General features: G+C 63.5%; 21 protein-coding genes. 8 read left to right on the forward strand and 13 right to left on the reverse strand.

The window, feature by feature from the left end:
• Nucleotide 1 precedes the first annotated feature (1 nt).
• From ihfA to VWY34_RS09865, 5 genes are all read right to left on the reverse strand, one after another.
• Nucleotides 2-304: an integration host factor subunit alpha gene (gene ihfA, locus VWY34_RS09845; RefSeq protein ID WP_008207184.1), complete on the reverse strand. Its 303-nt coding sequence runs from the start codon at nt 302-304 to the stop codon at nt 2-4.
• Between the two features lie 119 nt (nt 305-423).
• Nucleotides 424-1,395, reverse strand: a complete 972-nt coding sequence (locus VWY34_RS09850) for a beta-ketoacyl-ACP synthase III (protein WP_416535889.1) — start codon at nt 1,393-1,395, stop codon at nt 424-426.
• A gap of 15 nt (nt 1,396-1,410) precedes the next feature.
• Nucleotides 1,411-2,535: a phosphate acyltransferase PlsX gene (gene plsX / locus VWY34_RS09855; RefSeq protein WP_340545190.1), complete on the reverse strand. Its 1,125-nt coding sequence runs from the start codon at nt 2,533-2,535 to the stop codon at nt 1,411-1,413.
• Nucleotides 2,536-2,575: 40 nt separating this feature from the next.
• Nucleotides 2,576-2,782, reverse strand: coding sequence for a 50S ribosomal protein L32 (gene rpmF, locus VWY34_RS09860; RefSeq protein ID WP_014874239.1), 207 nt, complete (start codon nt 2,780-2,782; stop codon nt 2,576-2,578).
• Nucleotides 2,783-3,001: 219 nt separating this feature from the next.
• The gene (locus VWY34_RS09865; RefSeq protein WP_340545191.1) at nt 3,002-3,547 is read right to left on the reverse strand and encodes a YceD family protein; all 546 of its coding nucleotides are present in this window, start codon (nt 3,545-3,547) and stop codon (nt 3,002-3,004) included.
• Between the two features lie 87 nt (nt 3,548-3,634).
• On the opposite strand from VWY34_RS09865, the gene VWY34_RS09870 reads away from it, so the two are divergent.
• From VWY34_RS09870 to VWY34_RS09880, 3 genes are all read left to right on the forward strand, one after another.
• Nucleotides 3,635-4,102 (forward strand): outer membrane protein assembly factor BamE, encoded by a 468-nt coding sequence (locus tag VWY34_RS09870; RefSeq protein ID WP_340545192.1) that lies wholly within the window; start codon nt 3,635-3,637, stop codon nt 4,100-4,102.
• A gap of 167 nt (nt 4,103-4,269) precedes the next feature.
• Nucleotides 4,270-5,064 (forward strand): GNAT family N-acetyltransferase, encoded by a 795-nt coding sequence (locus VWY34_RS09875; RefSeq protein ID WP_416544741.1) that lies wholly within the window; start codon nt 4,270-4,272, stop codon nt 5,062-5,064.
• Between the two features lie 65 nt (nt 5,065-5,129).
• The gene (locus VWY34_RS09880) at nt 5,130-6,917 is read left to right on the forward strand and encodes an ABC-F family ATP-binding cassette domain-containing protein (RefSeq protein WP_416537799.1); all 1,788 of its coding nucleotides are present in this window, start codon (nt 5,130-5,132) and stop codon (nt 6,915-6,917) included.
• Nucleotides 6,918-7,084: 167 nt separating this feature from the next.
• On the opposite strand, the gene VWY34_RS09885 is transcribed toward VWY34_RS09880, so the two are convergent.
• The 4 genes from VWY34_RS09885 to VWY34_RS09900 all read right to left on the reverse strand — a co-directional run bounded on the left by VWY34_RS09885 (nt 7,085) and on the right by VWY34_RS09900 (nt 10,053).
• Nucleotides 7,085-7,639 carry a sugar O-acetyltransferase gene (locus VWY34_RS09885; RefSeq protein WP_416537751.1) on the reverse strand — a complete coding sequence of 185 codons (555 nt, stop codon included), beginning with the start codon at nt 7,637-7,639 and terminating at the stop codon, nt 7,085-7,087.
• On the reverse strand, nt 7,636-8,121 hold the full coding sequence (locus VWY34_RS09890) for a GFA family protein (protein ID WP_416544742.1): 486 nt from the start codon (nt 8,119-8,121) through the stop codon (nt 7,636-7,638). The genes VWY34_RS09885 and VWY34_RS09890 overlap by 4 nt, the downstream gene beginning before the upstream one ends.
• A 159-nt stretch (nt 8,122-8,280) precedes the next feature.
• Complete coding sequence (locus VWY34_RS09895; protein ID WP_416544743.1) at nt 8,281-9,036, reverse strand: SDR family NAD(P)-dependent oxidoreductase; 756 nt, start codon at nt 9,034-9,036, stop codon at nt 8,281-8,283.
• Between the two features lie 72 nt (nt 9,037-9,108).
• Nucleotides 9,109-10,053 carry a GNAT family N-acetyltransferase gene (locus VWY34_RS09900; protein WP_416544744.1) on the reverse strand — a complete coding sequence of 315 codons (945 nt, stop codon included), beginning with the start codon at nt 10,051-10,053 and terminating at the stop codon, nt 9,109-9,111.
• A gap of 45 nt (nt 10,054-10,098) precedes the next feature.
• Here VWY34_RS09900 and VWY34_RS09905 point away from each other — a divergent pair, with 45 nt between their 5' ends.
• The gene (locus VWY34_RS09905; protein WP_340545198.1) at nt 10,099-10,236 is read left to right on the forward strand and encodes a hypothetical protein; all 138 of its coding nucleotides are present in this window, start codon (nt 10,099-10,101) and stop codon (nt 10,234-10,236) included.
• Between the two features lie 309 nt (nt 10,237-10,545).
• On the opposite strand, the gene tyrS is transcribed toward VWY34_RS09905, so the two are convergent.
• Nucleotides 10,546-11,802: a tyrosine--tRNA ligase gene (tyrS, locus tag VWY34_RS09910; RefSeq protein WP_416544745.1), complete on the reverse strand. Its 1,257-nt coding sequence runs from the start codon at nt 11,800-11,802 to the stop codon at nt 10,546-10,548.
• 153 nt (nt 11,803-11,955) lie between these two features.
• Between tyrS and VWY34_RS09915 the strand changes: the two genes are divergently transcribed.
• On the forward strand, nt 11,956-13,116 hold the full coding sequence (locus VWY34_RS09915) for an anhydro-N-acetylmuramic acid kinase (RefSeq protein ID WP_416544746.1): 1,161 nt from the start codon (nt 11,956-11,958) through the stop codon (nt 13,114-13,116).
• 59 nt (nt 13,117-13,175) lie between these two features.
• Here VWY34_RS09915 and VWY34_RS09920 read toward each other — a convergent pair whose 3' ends face one another.
• Complete coding sequence (locus VWY34_RS09920) at nt 13,176-13,607, reverse strand: cupin domain-containing protein (protein WP_416544747.1); 432 nt, start codon at nt 13,605-13,607, stop codon at nt 13,176-13,178.
• A 62-nt stretch (nt 13,608-13,669) separates the two neighbouring features.
• Here VWY34_RS09920 and VWY34_RS09925 point away from each other — a divergent pair, with 62 nt between their 5' ends.
• Nucleotides 13,670-15,109, forward strand: a complete 1,440-nt coding sequence (locus VWY34_RS09925) for a protein adenylyltransferase SelO (RefSeq protein WP_416544748.1) — start codon at nt 13,670-13,672, stop codon at nt 15,107-15,109.
• Nucleotides 15,110-15,111: 2 nt separating this feature from the next.
• On the opposite strand, the gene VWY34_RS09930 is transcribed toward VWY34_RS09925, so the two are convergent.
• Nucleotides 15,112-16,035 (reverse strand): DMT family transporter, encoded by a 924-nt coding sequence (locus VWY34_RS09930; protein ID WP_416544749.1) that lies wholly within the window; start codon nt 16,033-16,035, stop codon nt 15,112-15,114.
• A 170-nt stretch (nt 16,036-16,205) separates the two neighbouring features.
• On the opposite strand from VWY34_RS09930, the gene VWY34_RS09935 reads away from it, so the two are divergent.
• Nucleotides 16,206-16,925, forward strand: a complete 720-nt coding sequence (locus VWY34_RS09935) for an endonuclease/exonuclease/phosphatase family protein (protein WP_340545204.1) — start codon at nt 16,206-16,208, stop codon at nt 16,923-16,925.
• Between the two features lie 112 nt (nt 16,926-17,037).
• On the opposite strand, the gene VWY34_RS09940 is transcribed toward VWY34_RS09935, so the two are convergent.
• A complete protein-coding gene (locus VWY34_RS09940) occupies nt 17,038-18,366 on the reverse strand; it encodes a DEAD/DEAH box helicase (protein WP_416548936.1) in 1,329 nt (442 codons plus the stop codon).
• A gap of 372 nt (nt 18,367-18,738) precedes the next feature.
• Between VWY34_RS09940 and VWY34_RS09945 the strand changes: the two genes are divergently transcribed.
• On the forward strand, nt 18,739-19,152 hold the full coding sequence (locus tag VWY34_RS09945) for a Fur family transcriptional regulator (RefSeq protein ID WP_340545206.1): 414 nt from the start codon (nt 18,739-18,741) through the stop codon (nt 19,150-19,152).
• Nucleotides 19,153-19,250 lie beyond the last annotated feature (98 nt).

A 19,250-nucleotide genomic window follows, 5' to 3' on the forward strand; every position in this document is an offset into this window, starting at 1 on the left:
TTTATTTACGGTTCCCGTCTGCCACCCGGTCCTTCATCAGATGCGATGGTCGAAAGGTCAAAACCCGGCGAGGCTGAATGGGCACCTCTTCGCCGGTCTTCGGGTTGCGGCCAACGCGGGCGGATTTATCGCGCACGCTGAATGTCCCGAAGGAAGAAATTTTGACCTGTTCCCCACGGACCAGGGCGTCAGACATATGCTGAAGCATGCTTTCCACCAGCTGCGCGCTTTCGTTGCGCGACAGGCCAACCTCGCGGAAGACCGCTTCACTCAAATCCATTCGTGTTAGTGTTTTTTCGCCCATGACTATCCCCGCTGTTTGGCAAAGCATAGGGCGGGGGGAATTTCCCTGTCAATATCAATGAATTGCATCGCGGAGTTCCGCCCGTAAAATCGCGCCGCTTCTCGGGCTGGCTTTGCCGCTTACCAGCGCAGGACAACCGATCCCCAGGCCAGACCGCCGCCGATGGCTTCGGTGACGACCAGATCGCCCTGTTTGATCTGGCCGCGTTCCTTGCCCACTGACAGCGCCAGCGGGATCGAGGCGGCCGAGGTATTGCCGTGGTCTTGCACGGTGACCACCACCTTTTCCATCGGCAGGCCCATCTTCTTGGCGGTGCCCTGGATGATGCGGATATTGGCCTGATGGGGCACGATCCAATCGACATCGGCGGCGGTCAGGCCGGCGCGCTCCAGCGCGGTATTGGCAGTGGAGGCCAGTTTCTCGACCGCATGGCGGAACACCTGATTGCCCTGCATCCGCAGATGGCCGGTGTTCTGGGTGGAAACGCCGCCATCCACATAAAGCAGATCCTTGTAGCGGCCGTCGGAATTGAGGTCGGTGGCCAGAATACCACGGTCGGCACTGGTGCCTGCGCCGTCCTGCGCCTCCAGAACCAGCGCACCGGCACCATCGCCGAACAGCACACAGGTGGAGCGGTCGCTCCAGTCCATGATCTTGCTGAAGGTCTCGGCCCCGATCACCAGCACCTTCTCGGCCTGCCCGGAGGCCACCAGCGCATTGGCGTTGCTCAGCGCATAGACAAACCCAGCGCAGACCGCCTGCACGTCAAAGGCAAAGCCACGGGTCATGCCCAGCTGGGCCTGCACCATGGTGGCGGCAGAGGGGAAGGTGAGATCGGCGGTCGATGTGGCCACCACGATGGCGTCGATATCATCCGCGGTCAGCCCGGCATCACCCAGCGCCTTTTCGGCGGCCTTGGTGGCCATGAAGGAGGTGGTCTCGCCGTCGGCGGCGAAATGGCGGCGCTCAATCCCGGAGCGGCTGCGAATCCATTCGTCCGACGTATCCAGCGTGGCTTCGAATTCCGCGTTCTCGACCACGCGTTCAGGGAGATAATGCCCGGTCCCGACAATTACTGCGCGTCGCGTCATTCTGATGCCTGCCTTTTAGTCTTTTTTGGTGGGCGCCTGGTCGGTTTTGGTCTCGTCCATTTGCGCTGGTTTATCTTGGGTAAGCGCCACAGAGGATGCAACCCGTGCGGCGAGTTTTTCTGCAAACCCCTGCTGGGCAAGACGGAAGGCCAGCTTCACCGCCGCCGAGACACCGGTGGCATCCGCGCCACCATGGGATTTCACCACGGTGCCATTGAGACCTAGGAAAACACCGCCATTGACCCGGCGCGGGTCCATGCGCTTGGACAGCCGCTTGAGCGAGGTCATCGCCAGCAGCGCCGCAATCCTGGACAGGAACGAATATTCAAAGGCTTCCCGCAGGGCGACACGCATCAGGCTGGCAGTGCCCTCGCCGGTCTTGATCGCGACATTGCCGGTGAACCCGTCGGTGACGATCACATCGGCGACATCGCCGGGGATATCGCTGCCCTCGACAAAACCGACAAAGTCAAACCCCCCGGTTTCGGAATGATCCGAGATCAGCCCATAGGCTTCTTTCAGGTCGGCATGGCCCTTGTGCTCTTCGGTGCCGACATTCAGCAGGCCCACGCGGGGGCGGGGAATGTCCATCGAATTGCGCACATAAGAGGTGCCCATCATGGCGTATTGCAGCAGATCCTGCGCGTCGGCGCGCACATCGGCGCCAACATCGAGCATCACGTTGAAGCCCTGCGGATTGCGCGACGGCCAGAGAATCGCAATGGCCGGGCGGTTCACACCGGGCAGCTTGCGCAGCCGCAGCATCGACAGCGCCATCAGCGCGCCGGTATTGCCGCAGGAGACCGCACCGGCGGCTTCACCCTCCTTGACCGACTCCAGCGTCGACCACATCGACGTGCCCTTGCCGTGGCGCATCACCTGAGAGGGCTTGTCCTCCATGGTGACCACATCGCGGGCATCGCGGAATTCCACCCGGCCGTCGAGAATACGCTTCTTGGCGACCAGCGGCGTCAGCTGTTCTTCGGGACCATGCAGGATGAACCCCAGATCGGGGTTCTTTTCGGCGGACATGGCAATGCCGGCCACCACAACTGCGGGGCCGGCATCTCCGCCCATGGCGTCAACCGAAATAACTATGCGGCCGGCATTCTTCTGCATCTGATCGGGTTTACCCGCCATGAAAATGCCTGCCTGACATTAAGTCTGGTGCAGACGCGGCTTAGGCCGCGTCTTCGTCCATGTCGATCTCGTCAGCGGCTGCGACGATTTCTTTCTCGTCGTAGTGGCCGCAGGAGGGGCATACGTGGTGCGGACGCTTCAGTTCGCCACAGTTGCCGCATTCGTTCGGGTTTGCAGCAACCAGTGCATCGTGCGCGCGGCGGTTGTTGCGACGCGACTTGGATACTTTGTTCTGTTGGACAGCCATGTCTCAACCTTTGTCACTTGGGGCCTTGGGGCTGTCCCCGCGGCGCGTTTCACATTCAATGTTTCGATCGGTCTGCCGTGCGTTTAGGCCTCAGCCTTGCCGATGTCCAACCAAAATTCCGATGAGCGCGCGAAAATACTGCGAATTGACGCTGGCGCAAGTGGTTTTTTGGCCGGTCAGCGCATGAACACCAATCGGAATCGTCTGGCCGCTCTCTTTTCAGTCTTCGCGGCTGCCGTCAAGCTGATCACGCAGCGCGGCCAGCCCGGCAAAGGGCTTTGTGTCCTCGTCGCGCATCGGGGCAACACCCGGTTCGGCGTGCACTGATTCTCCGAGCGAGACGCCGTCTTTACGGGGGTATTGCGGCAGCGCCAGCGCCAGCGCTTCGACCATCACCTCATGCGGGGAGATATGGCTGCCCAGCGGTTCGCTGGTGTCATCCTCGGGCATCTCCACCTCTTCCTCGCTGTCGGGATGCACCATCCCGGCGATAAAGCTGCGGCGCACCTTCTGATCAATGCGGGTGGTCACCGGATCCAGTGTCACCACGCAGGGCTGCACCACGGTGGCGCCCAGATCCGCAACCAGTTCCCAGTCACGTTTGCCCAGAGCGCGGATCTCTCCGGCAAAGCGCAGTTTGCGCAGATCGTCGACGCCCAGTTCCTGCGCGAGGGCGGTCAGACCAGCGGCGTCGGGGCGCAGTTCGAACGAGGTAGCGCGGTTTTGCGGCAGGTCAGCGACCCGAAAAGCGGTGCTCTCAGACATTTGGGGGACTTTCGTTTCTTGAACCGGAGGCTTGGTTTAGGTAATCCGGTTCAAAGGCGTATTCAAGCCGGGGGGCAAGAGAGTAGCATGGCATCCAAACGTATGAGGTCGCTGAAGGCGGCGACAAGGGTCACGGTTCTCTTGGTAGCGGGGCTCGCGGTTGGCGCCTGTTCCATGTACCGCAAGCACGGATATGTCCCCAGCGAAGAGCTGCTGTCAGAGGTGGTTGTCGGCGTTGATACCAAGGACAGCGTTGCTGAAACCATTGGGGTTCCGGCGGCAGAGGGCGTGCTGACCGATGGCGGTTACTACTATGTTTCCACCCTGATGCGCCGACGTGGTCCTTCGGCCAGCAAGCCGGTCTCGCGGGAGCTGGTTGCGATCAATTTCAACGATCAGGGCGTGGTCACGGGGATCGAACGCTACGGTCTGGAGCAGGGCCGGGTGATTCCCCTGCAACGCCGCGTGACCAGCTCCAACGTGCAGGACAAGACCTTCCTGCGCCAGCTGCTGGGCAGCCTCGGCAACTTTGGTCCCGGTGGGCTGATCGAATGATGCGGCGGGTCTGATCGGCCTGCATATCTCATTCTGAGAAAGCCATCCCGATCCGGGGTGGCTTTCGTCGTTTGGCTGATACGTGATCCATGCTAGGCAGGCCTCAGGCTGCGGTGCCTGTGGTCGCTGGAAGAGCTGCGTTGCGTGATCTGTTGCCCCTTGTGAAGATGTCCCCTGCAAAGGTCGCGCCGCGGCCGCTGCTGTGTCGTGGCCGCTATCGGGTCCGGCTGATTGATGGCGCCGGGCAGGTGGCCGGTGATGGCGGCGATCTGCGACGGGCGCGGGCGCTGCGAAGCCTGTGTTTCGGCCGCAGCAAGCTCGACGCAGAACCGCTGGACCTGCGCTGCCAGCATATGCTGATCGAGGATCAGGCCAGCGGTGTTCTGGTCTGTTGTTTTCGCCTGCTGCTGCTGCCAGATGGCGCATATATCGCCCAGAGCTATGCCGCGCAAAGCTATGATCTGAATATGTTTTCCGCCCGTCGTGGCCCGTTGCTGGAGCTGGGTCGGTTCTGCATCCATCCCGATTGGCAGGATGCCGATATCCTGCGGCTTGCCTGGGGGGCGCTGACGGCGTTTGTCGATGATCACGGGGTCGAGCTGCTGTTTGGCTGCTCGTCCTTTCAGGGTGTTGATCCGGCGCCCTATGGGCAGGCCCTTGCCCTGCTGCTGGCCCGTCATCAGGCACCGACCGGGCAGGGGGTGGGGGTGCGGGCGGCGCAGGTGCTGCCCCTTGCGGCACTGGATCTGCCGCCCGTGGATGGCAAGGCGGCGCAGCAGCAGATGCCGCCCCTGTTGCGCACCTATCTGATGATGGGCGGCTGGGTCAGCGACCATGCGGTGATCGACCGCGAGCTTGGCACGCTGCATCTCTTTACGGCGGTGGAAATCGCCACCATTCCCGCAGCGCGCAAACGTCTGCTGCGCGCCATTGTCACCGGCGTTGACCATCCGGTGCGCTGACAGCCGTTGACCTGCCCCGCGCCCCGGTTTAGCAGCCTCACATGGCACGTATTCCTCTTTTACAGATGTCCGGTATCTCCCTCACCTTTGGGGGCGATCCGGTGTTCGCGGATCTTGATCTGGTGGTGCAACCCGGCGACCGGGTGGCGCTGGTCGGGCGCAATGGCTCCGGCAAATCCACCCTGATGAAGGTGATGGCCGGTCTGGTCGAGGCCGACACCGGCTCGCTGGTGGTGCCGCCGGGCAAATCCGTCGGCTATATGGAGCAGGACCCGCAGATGACCGGGTTTGCCACGCTGGGCGATTTTGCCAGTTCCGAACTGGATCCGGGCGAGATGTACAAGGTGGAGCGGGCAGGCGAGGGGCTGAAGTTTGATCCTGCCCGCCCTGTGGCGACGGCCTCTGGCGGTGAAAAACGCCGCGCGGCGCTGGCCAAGCTGATGGCCGAGGCACCCGATCTGATGCTCTTGGACGAGCCGACCAACCATCTGGATATCGAGGCGATCACCTGGCTTGAGAATGAGCTGAAATCGACCCGCGCCGCCTTTGTGCTGATTTCGCACGACCGGGCGTTTCTGCGCGCCCTGACCCGCGCGACGCTTTGGGTGGACCGTGGGCAGGTGCGCCGTCAGGAGAAGGGGTTTGATGCCTTTGAGGCCTGGCGCGACAAGATCTGGGAAGAAGAAGACCAGCAGAGGCATAAGCTGAACCGGCTGATCAAATCCGAAAGCCGCTGGGCGGTGGAGGGCATCTCCGCCCGCCGCAAACGCAATATGGGCCGGGTGCGCGCGCTTCAGGATCTGAAGGCGGAGCGGTCCAGCCAGATCAAGCGGCAGGGCACGGCTGAGCTGGCGCTGGACGCGGGCCCGAAATCGGGCCGCAAAGTGATCGAGGCCGAAGGGCTGACAAAATCCTACGGTGACAAGGCAATTGTGCGGGACTTCTCGCTGAAGGTGCAGCGCGGCGATCGCGTTGCCTTTGTCGGGCCGAATGGGGCAGGTAAGACCACGCTCCTGAAGATGCTGCTGGGGCTGGAACAGCCTGATGAAGGCCATGTGCAGATGGGCACCAATCTGGAGCTGGCGCTGTTTGATCAGACCCGCGATCAGCTGGACGGCGATGCCAGTCTCTGGGAAAACCTGACCTCGGATCCGCTTCTGGGGATTTCGGGCAAGGCGGATCAGGTGATGGTCCGGGGGCAGCCTAAACATGTGGTCGGCTACCTGAAGGAATTTCTGTTCGACGAGGCGCAGGCCCGCGCGCCGGTGCGGTCCCTGTCCGGCGGCGAGAAGGCGCGTCTCTTGCTGGCGCGGCTGATGGCGCGGCAGAGCAACCTGCTGGTGCTGGACGAACCGACCAATGATCTGGATGTTGAGACGCTCGACCTGTTGCAGGAACTCCTGGACAGCTACGATGGCACGGTTCTGCTGGTGAGCCACGACCGGGATTTTCTGGACCGCGTGGCCACCACCACCATCGCCATGGAAGGCGGCGGGCGCGCCACGGCCTATGCGGGGGGCTGGAGCGATTACCTCTCGCAACGTGCCCCGGTCGAAGGTGCGGCGGAGAAGGCAGAGAAAGCCAAGGCGAGCAAGCCGAAACCCAAGCAGGAAGCGCAGCCCAAGGATGGTCTGAGCTTTAAGGAAAAACACCGGCTGGAGGCGCTGCCCGGCGAGATCGAGCGGCTGGAGGCGGAGATCGCCAAATTGCAGCAGCTGATGGCCGATCCCGAGCTGTTCACCCGCGAACCGGTGAAGTTCCAGAAGGCCACCGATGCGCTGGTGGAGCGGCAGGAGAAACTCTCTGCCGCTGAGGAGGAATGGCTGGAGCTGGAAGAGAAATCCGCAGGCTGAAGCCCCTCTGATTTTTCGGTAAGCAGGGCTGACCCAATGTTTCGCGTGCGAAACATTGGGTCAAAGACGCTGCCGTAGTCTTTTGTAAAATATAAATTTTTCCTGATTGAAGCCTAAGGCGGCGCGCGGCTGCTGCGCAACGGGTGCGAGTTTTGACCCTGCGGATGCTAGCGAGGAAGCGCCCGCGCCGGATTGCCGACCACTGTCACCCCGGCCTCCACATCTCGTGTCACCACCGCGCCGGCACCGACGATGGCGCCATCGCCGATGCTGACGCCGGGCAGGATGATCGCGCCGCCACCGATCCAGACATCGCACCCCAGCGTGACCGGATGGGCGATTTCCAACCCCTTGGCGCGCAAGGCTTTATCCTTATGGTGCTGGGCGCAGTAGATCTGCACATTCGGCCCCAGCATGGAGCGGTCCCCAATGCACACCGGCGCGGTATCAAGGATGGTGCAGCCCGCGTTCAGATAGACCTGATGCCCGAGGGTGATATTGACCCCGTAGGCGCAGTGAAACGGCGCCTCGATCAGGCAATTCTGCCCATGACCGGCAAAGAGGGCTGCCAGCGACGGGCTGAGGCTGTCGCCGGGATCAGGGGGGCGGTGATTGTGCTGATGCACCGCCAGACGGGCCTGATGACGCAACGCGGAGAGTTCGCTGTCCAGGCAACAGTACCAGTCGCCCGCCTGCATTTTTTGTCGTTCGGATCGGCTCATGCCGGATCCCTGCCGGCCGCGGAGGGTGCGATGGCTTTGGCGTAATCATCCATCAGATCCGCCAGCTCCTTTGCCGTGGTGGGGAAGCGGGTATAGCTGTGAGCGGCCGGAACCGTCGCCCATGGCTGTTTGTCCTCGGTCATGACTTCGACAAAGGGGGTGAACCAAGTCAGATCATTGAGTAGGGAGGCGCGCAGGTTCACCCGTTCTGGTGCCGCCTTCAGGCGGGACAGGACAAAGCTGAGGCAGGTCGGGCAGTAATAATGCTTGCGCTCTTCGCTGTGTTTTCCACCCTGCACCAGCTCTCCCGTGACGGTGACCGCCTCTGCCGGAAACATGACGGTCAGGGAATAGGCGCTGGCGGCAAGTTTCTGACAATCGCGGCAGTGGCAGGCCAGCGTCAGCAAGGGGGAGGCGGTGACATGCAGCTGGACAGCACCGCAAAGACAGGCGCCGGTCAGCGGCAGGTTGGGCTGGGTCATGGGTCTGCTCCCCCTCGGCAAGGTTGTGCGACAGGCTAGCGGAGAACCGGGAGGCTGTCGCTGATCAATTCCGTATTGCGCGGAGAGGGGAGAGGGGGTGTCTCAAGGGGTGTTCTGCCCCTTGAGGTCTTGGTTTCGATGCGGGCAACCGAGAGCGCCTCAGCGCATCCGCAGCGCGCCGTCGAGGCGGATCACCTCGCCGTTGAGATAGCCCATCTCGACGATGAACCCGGCCAGACGGCCATATTCGGCAGGGTCGCCAAGCCGGGCCGGGTTGGGCACATCGGCGGCGAGCTGCTGCTGCACCTCTTCCGGCAGGCCCGCCAGCATCGGGGTCATGAAGATGCCCGGCGCGATGGTCATCACCCGCACGCCCGAAGAGGCCAGATCACGGGCCATCGGCAGGCACATGCCCACAACGCCGCCTTTGGAGGCGGCATAGGCAGCCTGGCCTTTTTGACCGTCAAAGGCCGCGATTGACGCGGTGTTGATGATGACACCCCGGCCACCGTCTGCCTCAGCCTCGCATTTGGCGATTTCCACCGCAGCGAGCCGGGCGACGTTGAAGGTGCCGACAAGGTTGATGTCGATGGTGCGCTGATAGGCATCCAGAGGGTGCGCGCCATCGCGGCCCACGGTCTTGATGCCAAGGGCGATGCCGGCGCAGTTCACACAGGCGTTGATCCTGCCCATCTTCTCGCTGGCAAGCGCCATGGCGGCGGCAACCGACTCTTCGCTGGTGACATCGGTCTGGGCAAAATGCCCGCCGATTTCGGAGGCTACGGCAGCGCCGCGTTCGGCGTCACGATCCAGGAGCGTGACCTGGGCGCCTTGGGCGGCAAAATGACGGGCGGTGGCCTCACCAAGGCCAGAGGCGCCGCCGGTGATGACGGCGGCGGTTTGCGACAGTTTCATGAGCAGGGCTCCTCCCGGGGGTCTATGCTATCGGGTTCATATCTGAACGTGTGTTCAGATAATCACGTCCCCCTAGCAGTGTCCAGAGAGCCCGGGGTTCATCAGCCGTTTGTCGAGCGCGGCGAGCGGACGCAGCAGCCGACCCAGCGGCGGCCAATAGGCCCAGGTGCCACCCAGCTGGTGCAGCCGTGCGCCGGTGCCCAGTTTGAAGCGGGCCAGACCGGCGGCGTTTTCGATGTTGATCACGCCAAGGTCGAGCTGTTCATAGCCGCGTTTGGCAAGCCAGGACATCGCCTCCCACATCAGCAGGTTATGGGCGGACAGCGCCTTGCCGCGATCGGTGGTATGGCCGATGTGATAGGTGGCGCCACGCCCATGGCAGAGCACCAGCACGGCGGCGACGATCTCCTTGCCGTCATGGGCTTCGAAAATCTTGGCCATCCCCTTGTTCTCGCGGGCATAGGCCAGGGTCAGATCCACCGGCCAGTTGCGATAGCCGCGGCTGGATTGCTGCGCGGCATCGGCAGCAAAGATCCAGTGCGCCGGGGTCTGGGGCAGGGATTGGCGGGTGATGCGCAGCCCCTGCTGTTCGCCATGGACCAACCGGTTGCGCCATTTCTGATGCAGCGCCGCGCGGCGCTGATCCGGGTCACCGGTGAGGTCGAGCAAACCGACATGCGCCGGGCTGACCAGCGCCACCGCGCCGTGGCGGGCGAGGGCGGGGGTCGGCGTTTCTGGCGACAGGATGACGGGCGTGCGGCGCAGGCCGTTTTCCTGCAATTGTTCCAGCAGTCGCAACGGCTTGTCAATGCGGGCGCGGTTGACCATGGCCACGTTGATGCGGCCCCAGAGCTTGCGGCGCATGACGACGGTGCCTTTCATCTGGTTCAGCACCAGAGGGTCCTTGCCCGTCGCCTGAAGCGCGCGGGCAAATTCCGCCGATTGCGGTAGGGCAGAGATGGTTTCGTCGCGGAGAATGGGGCGGGGCATGACATCTGCTGGTGTGAAATCGAACATGGCGCCATTAACCGCAGCGAAACCTAAATGATGGTTAATGAAGATATGAAAAATGCGAATAAAATTCGAAATCATTCCGCACCGGCTCCGCGGGTCACCAAAGCTGCGGCTCTGCTGGTGGCTCTGGCGCTGTCGCTGCCGGTTGGGCTGGTGCTGATGCTGCTGGATCTCTGGGTGCTGTGAAGCCTTTTGTTTTAGCCCGGGATCCGAGGGCCGGGTCGTGGCAGCAGCTCCGGTGCACGGCGGTGATGCCCTGTCGTGATGCGCTGCCGCGCCGCGCCTTCGCGTGGCGCCCCGCCCAACGGGAACACCCCATCCGGGATGGGGGATGACGGGCGGGAGCCTTTTGCGGAGGTTCCCGCAACGCCTCGGCCCTGGGCTGGCAATGGCGCTGCGGCTGGTCTGATCTTCGGGATCGAAGAAGGGGCCACAGCGGCCCCTTTTTTTGATTGCTGTCGGTTGGTCCGGCCCGTCGGCTGCACCGCGGGGCGATTACCCCTCCAGCTGCACCAGCGCGTGGCGTTTTTTGCCCGCAGACAGTTTGATCGGCGAGGCCAGAGCGGCGGCGTCGATCATCAGCCCTGCATCGGTCAGCGGCGCGTCGTCGATCTTGGCGCCGTTCTCTGCGATCAGGCGCTTGGCGTCCTTGCCCGATTTGGCCAGCCCGGATTTCACGATCAGCTGCACGATGGAGATGCCATCGCCCAGATCTGCGGCAGTCAGGCTGAGCGTGGGCAGGTCGTCGCCAATGCCGCCTTTCTCGAACACTTCGCGGGCGGTGGCCTCGGCGGCGGCGGCGGCCTCGGCACCGTGCAGCAGGGTGGTCACCTCATTGGCAAGGATCACCTTGGCGGCGTTGATCTCCGACCCTTCCAGTGCACCCAGGCGGTTGCATTCGTCCACCGGCAGCTCTGTATAGAGCTTCAGGAAGCGGCCCACATCGGCGTCGGTGGTGTTGCGCCAGAACTGCCAGAACTCATAAGGCGAGAGCAGATCGCCATTGAGCCAGATCGCGCCATTCTGCGATTTGCCCATCTTCTTGCCGTCGGAGGTGGTCAAGAGCGGCGAGGTGAGACCGTAGATTTCGTGGTCCAGCACCCGGCGGGTGAGGTCGATGCCGTTGACGATATTGCCCCATTGATCGGAGCCACCCATCTGCAACACGCAGCCGTAGCGGCGGTTCAGCTCCAGGAAGTCATAGGCCTGCAGAATCATGTAGTTGAATTCGAGGAAGGACAGCGACTGTTCGCGGTCGAGACGCGATTTCACGCTCTCAAACGACAGCATCCGGTTCACCGAGAAATGGCGGCCGATATCGCGCAGGAAAGTGAGGTAGTTCAGATCATCCAGCCATTCGGCGTTGTTCAGCATCATGGCGGCGTTACCCGCGTCGCTGTCATAGTCGATATAGGCGGCAAACACCTTCTTGATGCCGGCGATATTGGAATCGATCTGCTCATCCGTCAGCAGCGGGCGTTCATCAGCGCGGAAGGAGGGATCGCCCACCTTGGTGGTGCCGCCGCCCATCAGGGTGATCGGTTTATGGCCGGTTTTCTGGAACCAGCGCAGCATCATGATCTGGATCAGCGAGCCCACATGCAGCGAGGTCGCGGTGGCGTCAAAGCCGATATAGGCGGATTGGCCGGGGGTCATCAGCGCCTCGTCCAGGCCCTGGTAATCGGTGCAGTCGGCCAGATAGCCACGTTCCATCATAACTGCGATGAAGTCCGATTTTGGGTGGTAGGTCATGATGTGCCTCGGCTTTCTAAATTGCGCGCTGCTGTATAAAACGCAAATTGCCGGGGGGAAAGCAGTGTGAACGGCTTTGCGCAAGAAATTCGCTGCTGTATCCTTGGCGCAAACCGGCGCGGCGCGCCCAATATCACAGCAGGCACCATCAGCATGACCAGATCCCCCTCCTCGGCCCGTTCTGTGGCGATCCCCAAGACCGGCGTTCTGCGCGCCCTTGGCACCATGAGCGGCACCTCGCTGGACGGGGTGGATGCGGCCATTGTCGAGACCGATGGCGTGGTGATCCACGGCTTTGGCGCCAGTGCCTATCGTGGCTATGAACCGGTGGAACGGGCGCAGCTGGCGGCCGCACTGGGACAGTGGCAGGGGCCACAGGTGGACGCCGCCGCAGAGATCGTGACCCGCGCCCATGCGGCGCTGTTGGCGCAGGTTCTGGCTGAGGATGCAGCGGCGGGACCGGTTGATGTCATAGGGTTTCACGGTCAGACGCTGGCCCATGCGCCGCGCGTGCAGGGCACCCTGCAGGTGGGCGATGGTGCGGCGCTGGCGGCTGAGCTTGACACCCCGGTGGTCTGGGATTTTCGCAGCGACGATGTGCGGCTGGGCGGGGAGGGCGCGCCGCTGGCGCCGTTCTTTCATTTTGCCTGTGCCAAATACCTGAAGCGGGACAAACCCCTGTGTTTCCTGAACCTCGGTGGCGTGGGCAATCTGACCTATGTCGATCCGCGCTGTGACGCGGCTGAGGATCCCGGCGCGCTTTTGGCGTTTGACACCGGCCCTGCCAATGCGCCGATCAATGATCTGGTGCAGGCGCGCTGTGGGCAGATGATGGACGAAGGCGGCGCGATTGCCCGTGGCGGCGCGGTGGAGACCGGGGCGCTGGAGCTGTTTCTGGCGGAGCCCTATTTTGCCCGGATGCCGCCGAAATCGCTGGATCGCAATGATTTTTCCGAGATGATCACGCTGGTCTCCGAATTGAGCGACCGCGATGCGACGGCGACTCTGACTGGCATGTGCGCCGCTGCTGTTGCACAGGGGATGGAGCATTGCCCGGAGCCGCCGGAGGTGGTTTTGGTCACTGGCGGCGGGCGCCACAACCCGGTGCTGATGGAGATGCTGCGGGTGTCGCTGGACTGCCCGGTTCAGCCGATCGAGACGGTGGGGCTGGATGGCGACATGCTGGAGGCGCAGGCCTTTGCCCATCTGGCGGTACGGGTTGCGCGCGGGCTGCCGACCTCCTGTCCCGGCACAACCGGTGTCAGCGCCTGTGTTGGCGGCGGTGTGGTGAGTGTGCCGGGGCGCGAGGACTGAGGTCTGGCGGCCGGGAAACTTGGAGGTTTCCTGGCAAATCCCTTCGAAGCAATCTGGGGTCAGGCGCGCGGGATATCGAAGCCGGGGTCGGCGAGGGTGAAGCCCTCGAACCGGAACCCCGGTGAGACGGTGCAGCTGACCAGCGTATAGTCGCCGCTGGTGCGGGCGGCCTGCCAGTGGCCTTCGGGGACGATCAGCTGCGGTTCTCCGGTGGTCAGGTCCGGGGTCAGCAGGTGGTCGTGGGCGGGGCCGTCATCGCTGGCTGACAGCGACAGCACCAGCGGCGCGCCAGCGTGATAAAGCCAGATCTCGGTGGCATCGACATGGTGCCAATGGCTGCTTTCGCCCGCCTTCAGCAGGAAATAGATGCAGGTGCCGGTGGCGCGGCCATTGTGGCTGCCGTCGTTGTCGGCGATCCATGTCTGGCGGTAATAGCCGCCTTCTGGGTGGGGCTGGAGGTTCAGCCGGGCGATGATCTCATCGGCGGTCATGTCAGTGCTCCGTTTTGTCTGTTGGCTCTGGCAATTTGGCATTTGCCGCATATGTTTGGGCCATGACATTGCACATCCCCTTTGACAATACATATGCCGCGCTGCCGCCGCTGTTCTACAGCAAACAGGCTCCCGTGCCGGTGAAGGCGCCAGAGCTGATCGCCTATAATGGTGCGCTTGGCGCGGAGCTGGGCATCCGGGCGGGTGACAGGGCCGAGCTGGCCGAGATTTTTGCGGGCAACCGTGTGCCCGATGGCGCCGATCCGCTGGCGCAGCTTTATGCGGGGCATCAGTTTGGCACCTACAATCCACAACTCGGCGATGGGCGCGCGATCCTGCTGGGCGAGGCTGTTGGTGTTGACGGCGAGCGCCGCGATATCCAGCTGAAGGGATCCGGGCGCACGCCCTATTCGCGGGGCGGTGACGGGCGGGCCTGGCTGGGGCCGGTCCTGCGCGAATATGTGGTGAGCGAGGCGATGCATGCGCTTGGCATTCCGACGACGCGCGCGCTGGCGGCGGTTGCGACCGGTGAGCTGGTCTGGCGCGAACAGGGCGGTTTGCCCGGCGCGGTGCTGACACGGGTGGCCGCGAGCCATCTGCGGGTCGGGAGCTTTCAGATCTTTGCCGCGCGGGGCGAGCAGGCGGCGCTGCGGCAGCTTACGGATTATGCCATCCAACGCCATTATCCTGAGGCGAAGGGGCCGATGGGGCTGTTGCGGGCGGTGCGCGATCGTCAGTCGGAGCTGATTGCGGCCTGGATGTCGGTGGGCTTTATCCACGGGGTGATGAATACCGATAACTCGTCCATTTCCGGCGAGACGATTGACTATGGTCCCTGCGCCTTTTTGGATGTCTATCACCCCAGCACGGTGTTCAGTTCGATCGACAGGATGGGGCGTTATGCCTATTCCAACCAGCCCGATATTGCGGTCTGGAATCTGGCGCAGCTGGCCACCGCGCTGATCCAGCAGGCGGAGGATCCGCAGGCGCTGGTTGAGGAGGCGACCGAGATCGTTCATGCGATGCCCGCCCGGACCGAGGCCGCCTGGCTGCGGCGCTTTGGCGCCAAAATCGGCATTGCCGAGGCAACGCCTGACGATATGGCGCTGATCACCGACCTGATGCAGCGCATGGCGGCGGGCCAGGCGGATTTCACCAATACCTTCCGGGCCTTGGGCGATGCTGTTGCGAAGGACTCCGGCAAGGTGCGTGATGAGTTTCTGGAGCCTGAGGCGTTTGACGGCTGGGCAGTGGACTGGCGCGCGCGTCTGGCGCAGGAGGCGGATCCGGCGGCGGTGATGGCGGCAGCGAACCCGGTCTATATCCCGCGCAACCACCGGATCGAGGCGATGATCAGTGCCGCCGTTGCGGGCGATTTTGCCCCGTTCGAGCGGCTCAATACCGTGCTGGCGGATCCCTATACCGTGCAGGCAGGGGCCGAGGATCTGCGTCGCCCGCCGGCTGCGAGCGAGGTGGTGAAGGCGACCTTCTGCGGCACCTGAACCTATTTGCGATTGATCAGCAGGATGCCGACCGCGACCAGCACCAGTGCGGCCCAGACCTGCGGCAGGATCACCTCGTCCAGCAGCAGCCAGCCGAGAATGGCCGCGATCACCGGCGACAGGAAGCTGAAGGAGGCAACGGCATTGGCGCGGTAGAGGCTGATCAGCCAGAGCCACAGCAGATAGCCGAGGCTGGCGATGGCGATGGCCTGAAACAACACGCCGGAGATATGCAGCGCCGTGGGGTCGCGCAGCAGCGGTCCAAACAGCGGCGAGATCGCCAGCAGCACCAGCGCCGATGTGGCCAGCTGATAGGTGAGCTGGCGGATCGGCGGGACATGGGCCAGTGGCGACAGCCGCGCGCAGAGGGCGATCCCGGCCCAGGCCAGCGTCGCCGCAAGCGCGAGAATATCGCCCAGCAGCGAGGCATCGCCGCTGCCCCGGTGCAACACGGCCAGCACCACGCCGCCCATGGCCAGGATCAGTCCCAACATGCGCAGGCTGTTGAGCCGCTCGCCGGGCAGGAGCAGATGGCCGGCCAGGGCCAGCCAGACCGGCATCGAGTTGAAGATGATCGTGACCCGCGACACCGAGGAGAGATCAAGTGCGATATAGAGGCAGACAAATTCGGCCGTGAACAACAGCCCGGACACCAGCCCCCAGAAATGGACAGAGCGGCTCCAATGCGCCGACGCCTGGGCAGAGGCAGGGGCAGGGGCAGGAGTGCTGGCGCGCTTCAGCTGGCCGCGAAAGGCGAGCCATGTCAGCAGGACCGCCAGCCCGATGAGAGAGCGCAGGCCCGCCTGAAACACCGGGCCGAACCCGCCGTTGGAGACCTTGATCACCACCTGATTAAAGCCCATCAGCCCGCTGAAGCCGATCAGCATTGCGGCCCCGATGCCGTCCATTGCGCGTTTCTCACTCATGCCGCCAGAGGAGGTGGGCTTGGTCCGAGAGTCAAGCCGGGAAAACAGATGCTTAGGCCGCGATGGGTGTGACAGGGCGCGCTCTGGCCTGCGGTGCGGATTTCGGCCATGCTGTGGCCGTATCACGCACCGGATCGGTGACAAGGCGCGGTGGCAAAGAAGGCAGAGGAATGACGCAGGAACAGGGCACCCGGCCGGGACGGCTGCGGCTGGCAAGTTACAATATTCAGAAGTCGATGGGGCTGGATCTGCGTCGGCGTCCGCGTCGCACCTTGCAGGTGATCGAGGGCACCGGGGCGGATCTGGTGCTGTTACAGGAGGCCGACAAGCGGCTGCCGCCACGACCCGCCGCGCTGCCGCATTTCATTCTGGATGAGGCAGGATGGCAGATTGTTGATCTGGGCGGGGCGGGGTCGCTGGGCTGGCATGGCAATGCGGTGATCTGGCGGGGCGACGGGATTGCGCTTCAGGATCACGGCCATATTCCGCTGCCGGGGCTGGAGCCGCGCGGGGCGGTCTGGGCGCTGTTCGAGACGGCGCTGGGACCGCTCAGGGTGGTGGGCGCGCATCTGGGGCTGACCACCAAGGCGCGCCATGAGCAGGTCCATCATCTGGCGGGGATCATCGCCAAGCGCCCGGATCTGCCGACGGTCTGGGCCGGAGATTTCAACGAATGGTCCCGCCAGCCGGTGCTGGATCATCTGGCTCCGAAACTGCGGTTTGTGCCGCCACGGCCCAGTTTTCCGTCGCTGCGCCCGATTGGCGCGCTGGACCGGATTGCGGTCAGCCGGGGGCTGGAGGTGGTGGACAGCGGCGTCTATCGCGCCCGTCCGGCGCATATCGCCTCGGATCACCTGCCGGTCTGGGCGGATCTGGTGGCGGCGCGGTAAGTCGATGACGAAAAAGTAAAAAAAAACCGGGGACGAAAAAGCCGGGGACGCAAAAGGCATCCCCGGCTTTGTCTGGTTTTCAGCCGTGCCCCCATAGGGGCATGGTGAGGGTTTACTGGGCGCGACGGCGCTGACCGCCGGGTTTGCCCTGAGCCGCGCCTGCGGCGGCACCGGATCCACCGCTGCGCGCACCGCTCTGGCCGCCACCGGCACCACCGCTGCGACGCCGGCGATGACCGCCGGGTTTGCCGCTGCCACCGGGTTTGCCGCCGCCACGACGGCCTGCCGGGGCCTTGGCATCGGGCAGAACCTCCCACGGACGGCCTGAGGCCACCGGGATATTGAGGTTCATGGTCTTCTGGATCGCCTTCAGCTCATCCATTTCATCCGGGGCACAGAAGGCCACGGCCTGACCGTCCTTGCCTGCGCGTGCGGTCCGGCCAATCCGGTGCACATAGGCATCCGCCACATTGGGCAGCTCGTAGTTATAGACGTATTTCACATCCGGGATATCGAGACCACGGGCCGCCACATCGGTGGCCACGAGGATCTTGACCTCGCCGGATTTGAAGGAGGCAAGCGCGCGTTCACGCTGGCCCTGGCTTTTGTTGCCGTGAATTGCTGCGGCCGAGAAACCGGCGGCCGACAGCGTTTTCATCAGCTTTTCCATGCCGTGTTTGGTGCGGCCAAAGACCAGCGTCCGCTCGTCCTTGTGTTTGGTCAGCAGCTCTTTCAGCAGCGAGAGCTTCTCTGCCTTGGCGATGAAATGCACCGATTGGGTGATCTTGTCGGCAGCCTTGCCGGGAGGGTTCACCTCGATCCGCACCGGGCTTTGCAGGTAGGAATTGGCGATCTCGTTCATCTGCTTGGGCATGGTGGCCGAGAACAGCATGGTCTGGCGCTGTGCCGGCAGAAGAGCGGCGATCTTGCGCAGCGCGTGGATAAAGCCGAGGTCCAGCATCTGGTCGGCCTCATCCAGCACGAGGAAGTCGCAGGAGCCAAGATCCAGCGCGCCACGGTCAAGGATGTCCAGCAGACGGCCCGGGGTGGCGATCAGGATATCGGTGCCGCGCGACAGGCGGCTGATCTGCGGGTTGATGGAAACGCCGCCGACAACCAGACCGGTTTTCATCGGGGTGTCTTCGGTCAGGCCCTTGAGGTTGGCGGCGATCTGGTTGGCCAGTTCGCGGGTCGGCGCCAGCACCAGGCCGCGCACGGTCTTGGCGGCGGGTTTGCGGCCGTATTGCATCATCTGGGCAATCAGCGGCACGCCGAAGGCGGCGGTTTTGCCGGTGCCGGTCTGCGCCAGACCCAGCACGTCCTTGCCGTTCAGCGCATGCGGGATGGCGCGGGCCTGAATCGGGGTCGGATCGGTATAGCCAAGTTCTGCAATGCGCTTCAGAAGCTGCTCGGGCAGCCCCATGGTTGAAAATTCTGTCACGTCTCGTCCTTTCACAGCCGCGCCAACAGGGCTCGGCCGGTGCCGCCACGGGGGCGGTCTGTCGTTGGGGCAGGGACCTCGGGCGGGGCTGGCATCATGCCAGACCGCTGGTCGCTGCGAGTGCCCCACGCGTGATATTGGGAACGGTGGCATATCCTTAGGGTCGGTGTTTGGCCTGCGCATTGATCTGGCGCGGCCCGACGTCCTCTGCTCACGCGGCAGGGAGGGATGCCTGACAGGGCAGATGGCCCCGCCAGCGGATAAAGTCAATGGGCAATTGTTGTATATTCTGCGCCACAGACTGTTAAAACCCGGTTTGCGGCGCGGGCGTCTTTGTATAAACAGGGACGCCATGCTGAATAAGGGATGACCATGAGCGAGACGATTATCGCACGCTGCGAAGCCATAGGTCTGCGGATGACAGGCCAGCGACGGGTGATTGCGCGCGTATTGCAAGAGAGCGACGATCACCCCGATGTCGAGGAACTCTATGCCCGTGCCAGCGCGCTGGACGGGGCGATTTCGCTGGCCACCGTCTATCGCACGGTGAAGCTGTTTGACGAAGCGGGCATTCTGGAGCGGCTGGAGTTCGGCGACGGGCGTGCCCGCTACGAGGATGCCGACCGCGAGCATCACGATCATCTGATCGACATGACCACCGGGGCGGTCATCGAATTCTGCGACCCGGAGATCGAGGCCTTGCAGGAGAAGATCGCCGAAAAGCTGGGCTATGAGCTGCGCGGCCACAAGTTGGAACTATATGGCGTGCCGCGCAAGAAGAGCTGAGCCAGCGCGCGCCCGCTGACCACATGCCGATGCGCCCGCGGGGGCGTGTTTTCTTAGACAGGATAACGGGTCCGAATATTCCGGAAAATTCCGGGGCG

This window comes from Phaeobacter sp. JH20_02, from assembly GCF_048056915.1.
GTDB lineage: Bacteria > Pseudomonadota > Alphaproteobacteria > Rhodobacterales > Rhodobacteraceae > Phaeobacter > Phaeobacter bryozoorum.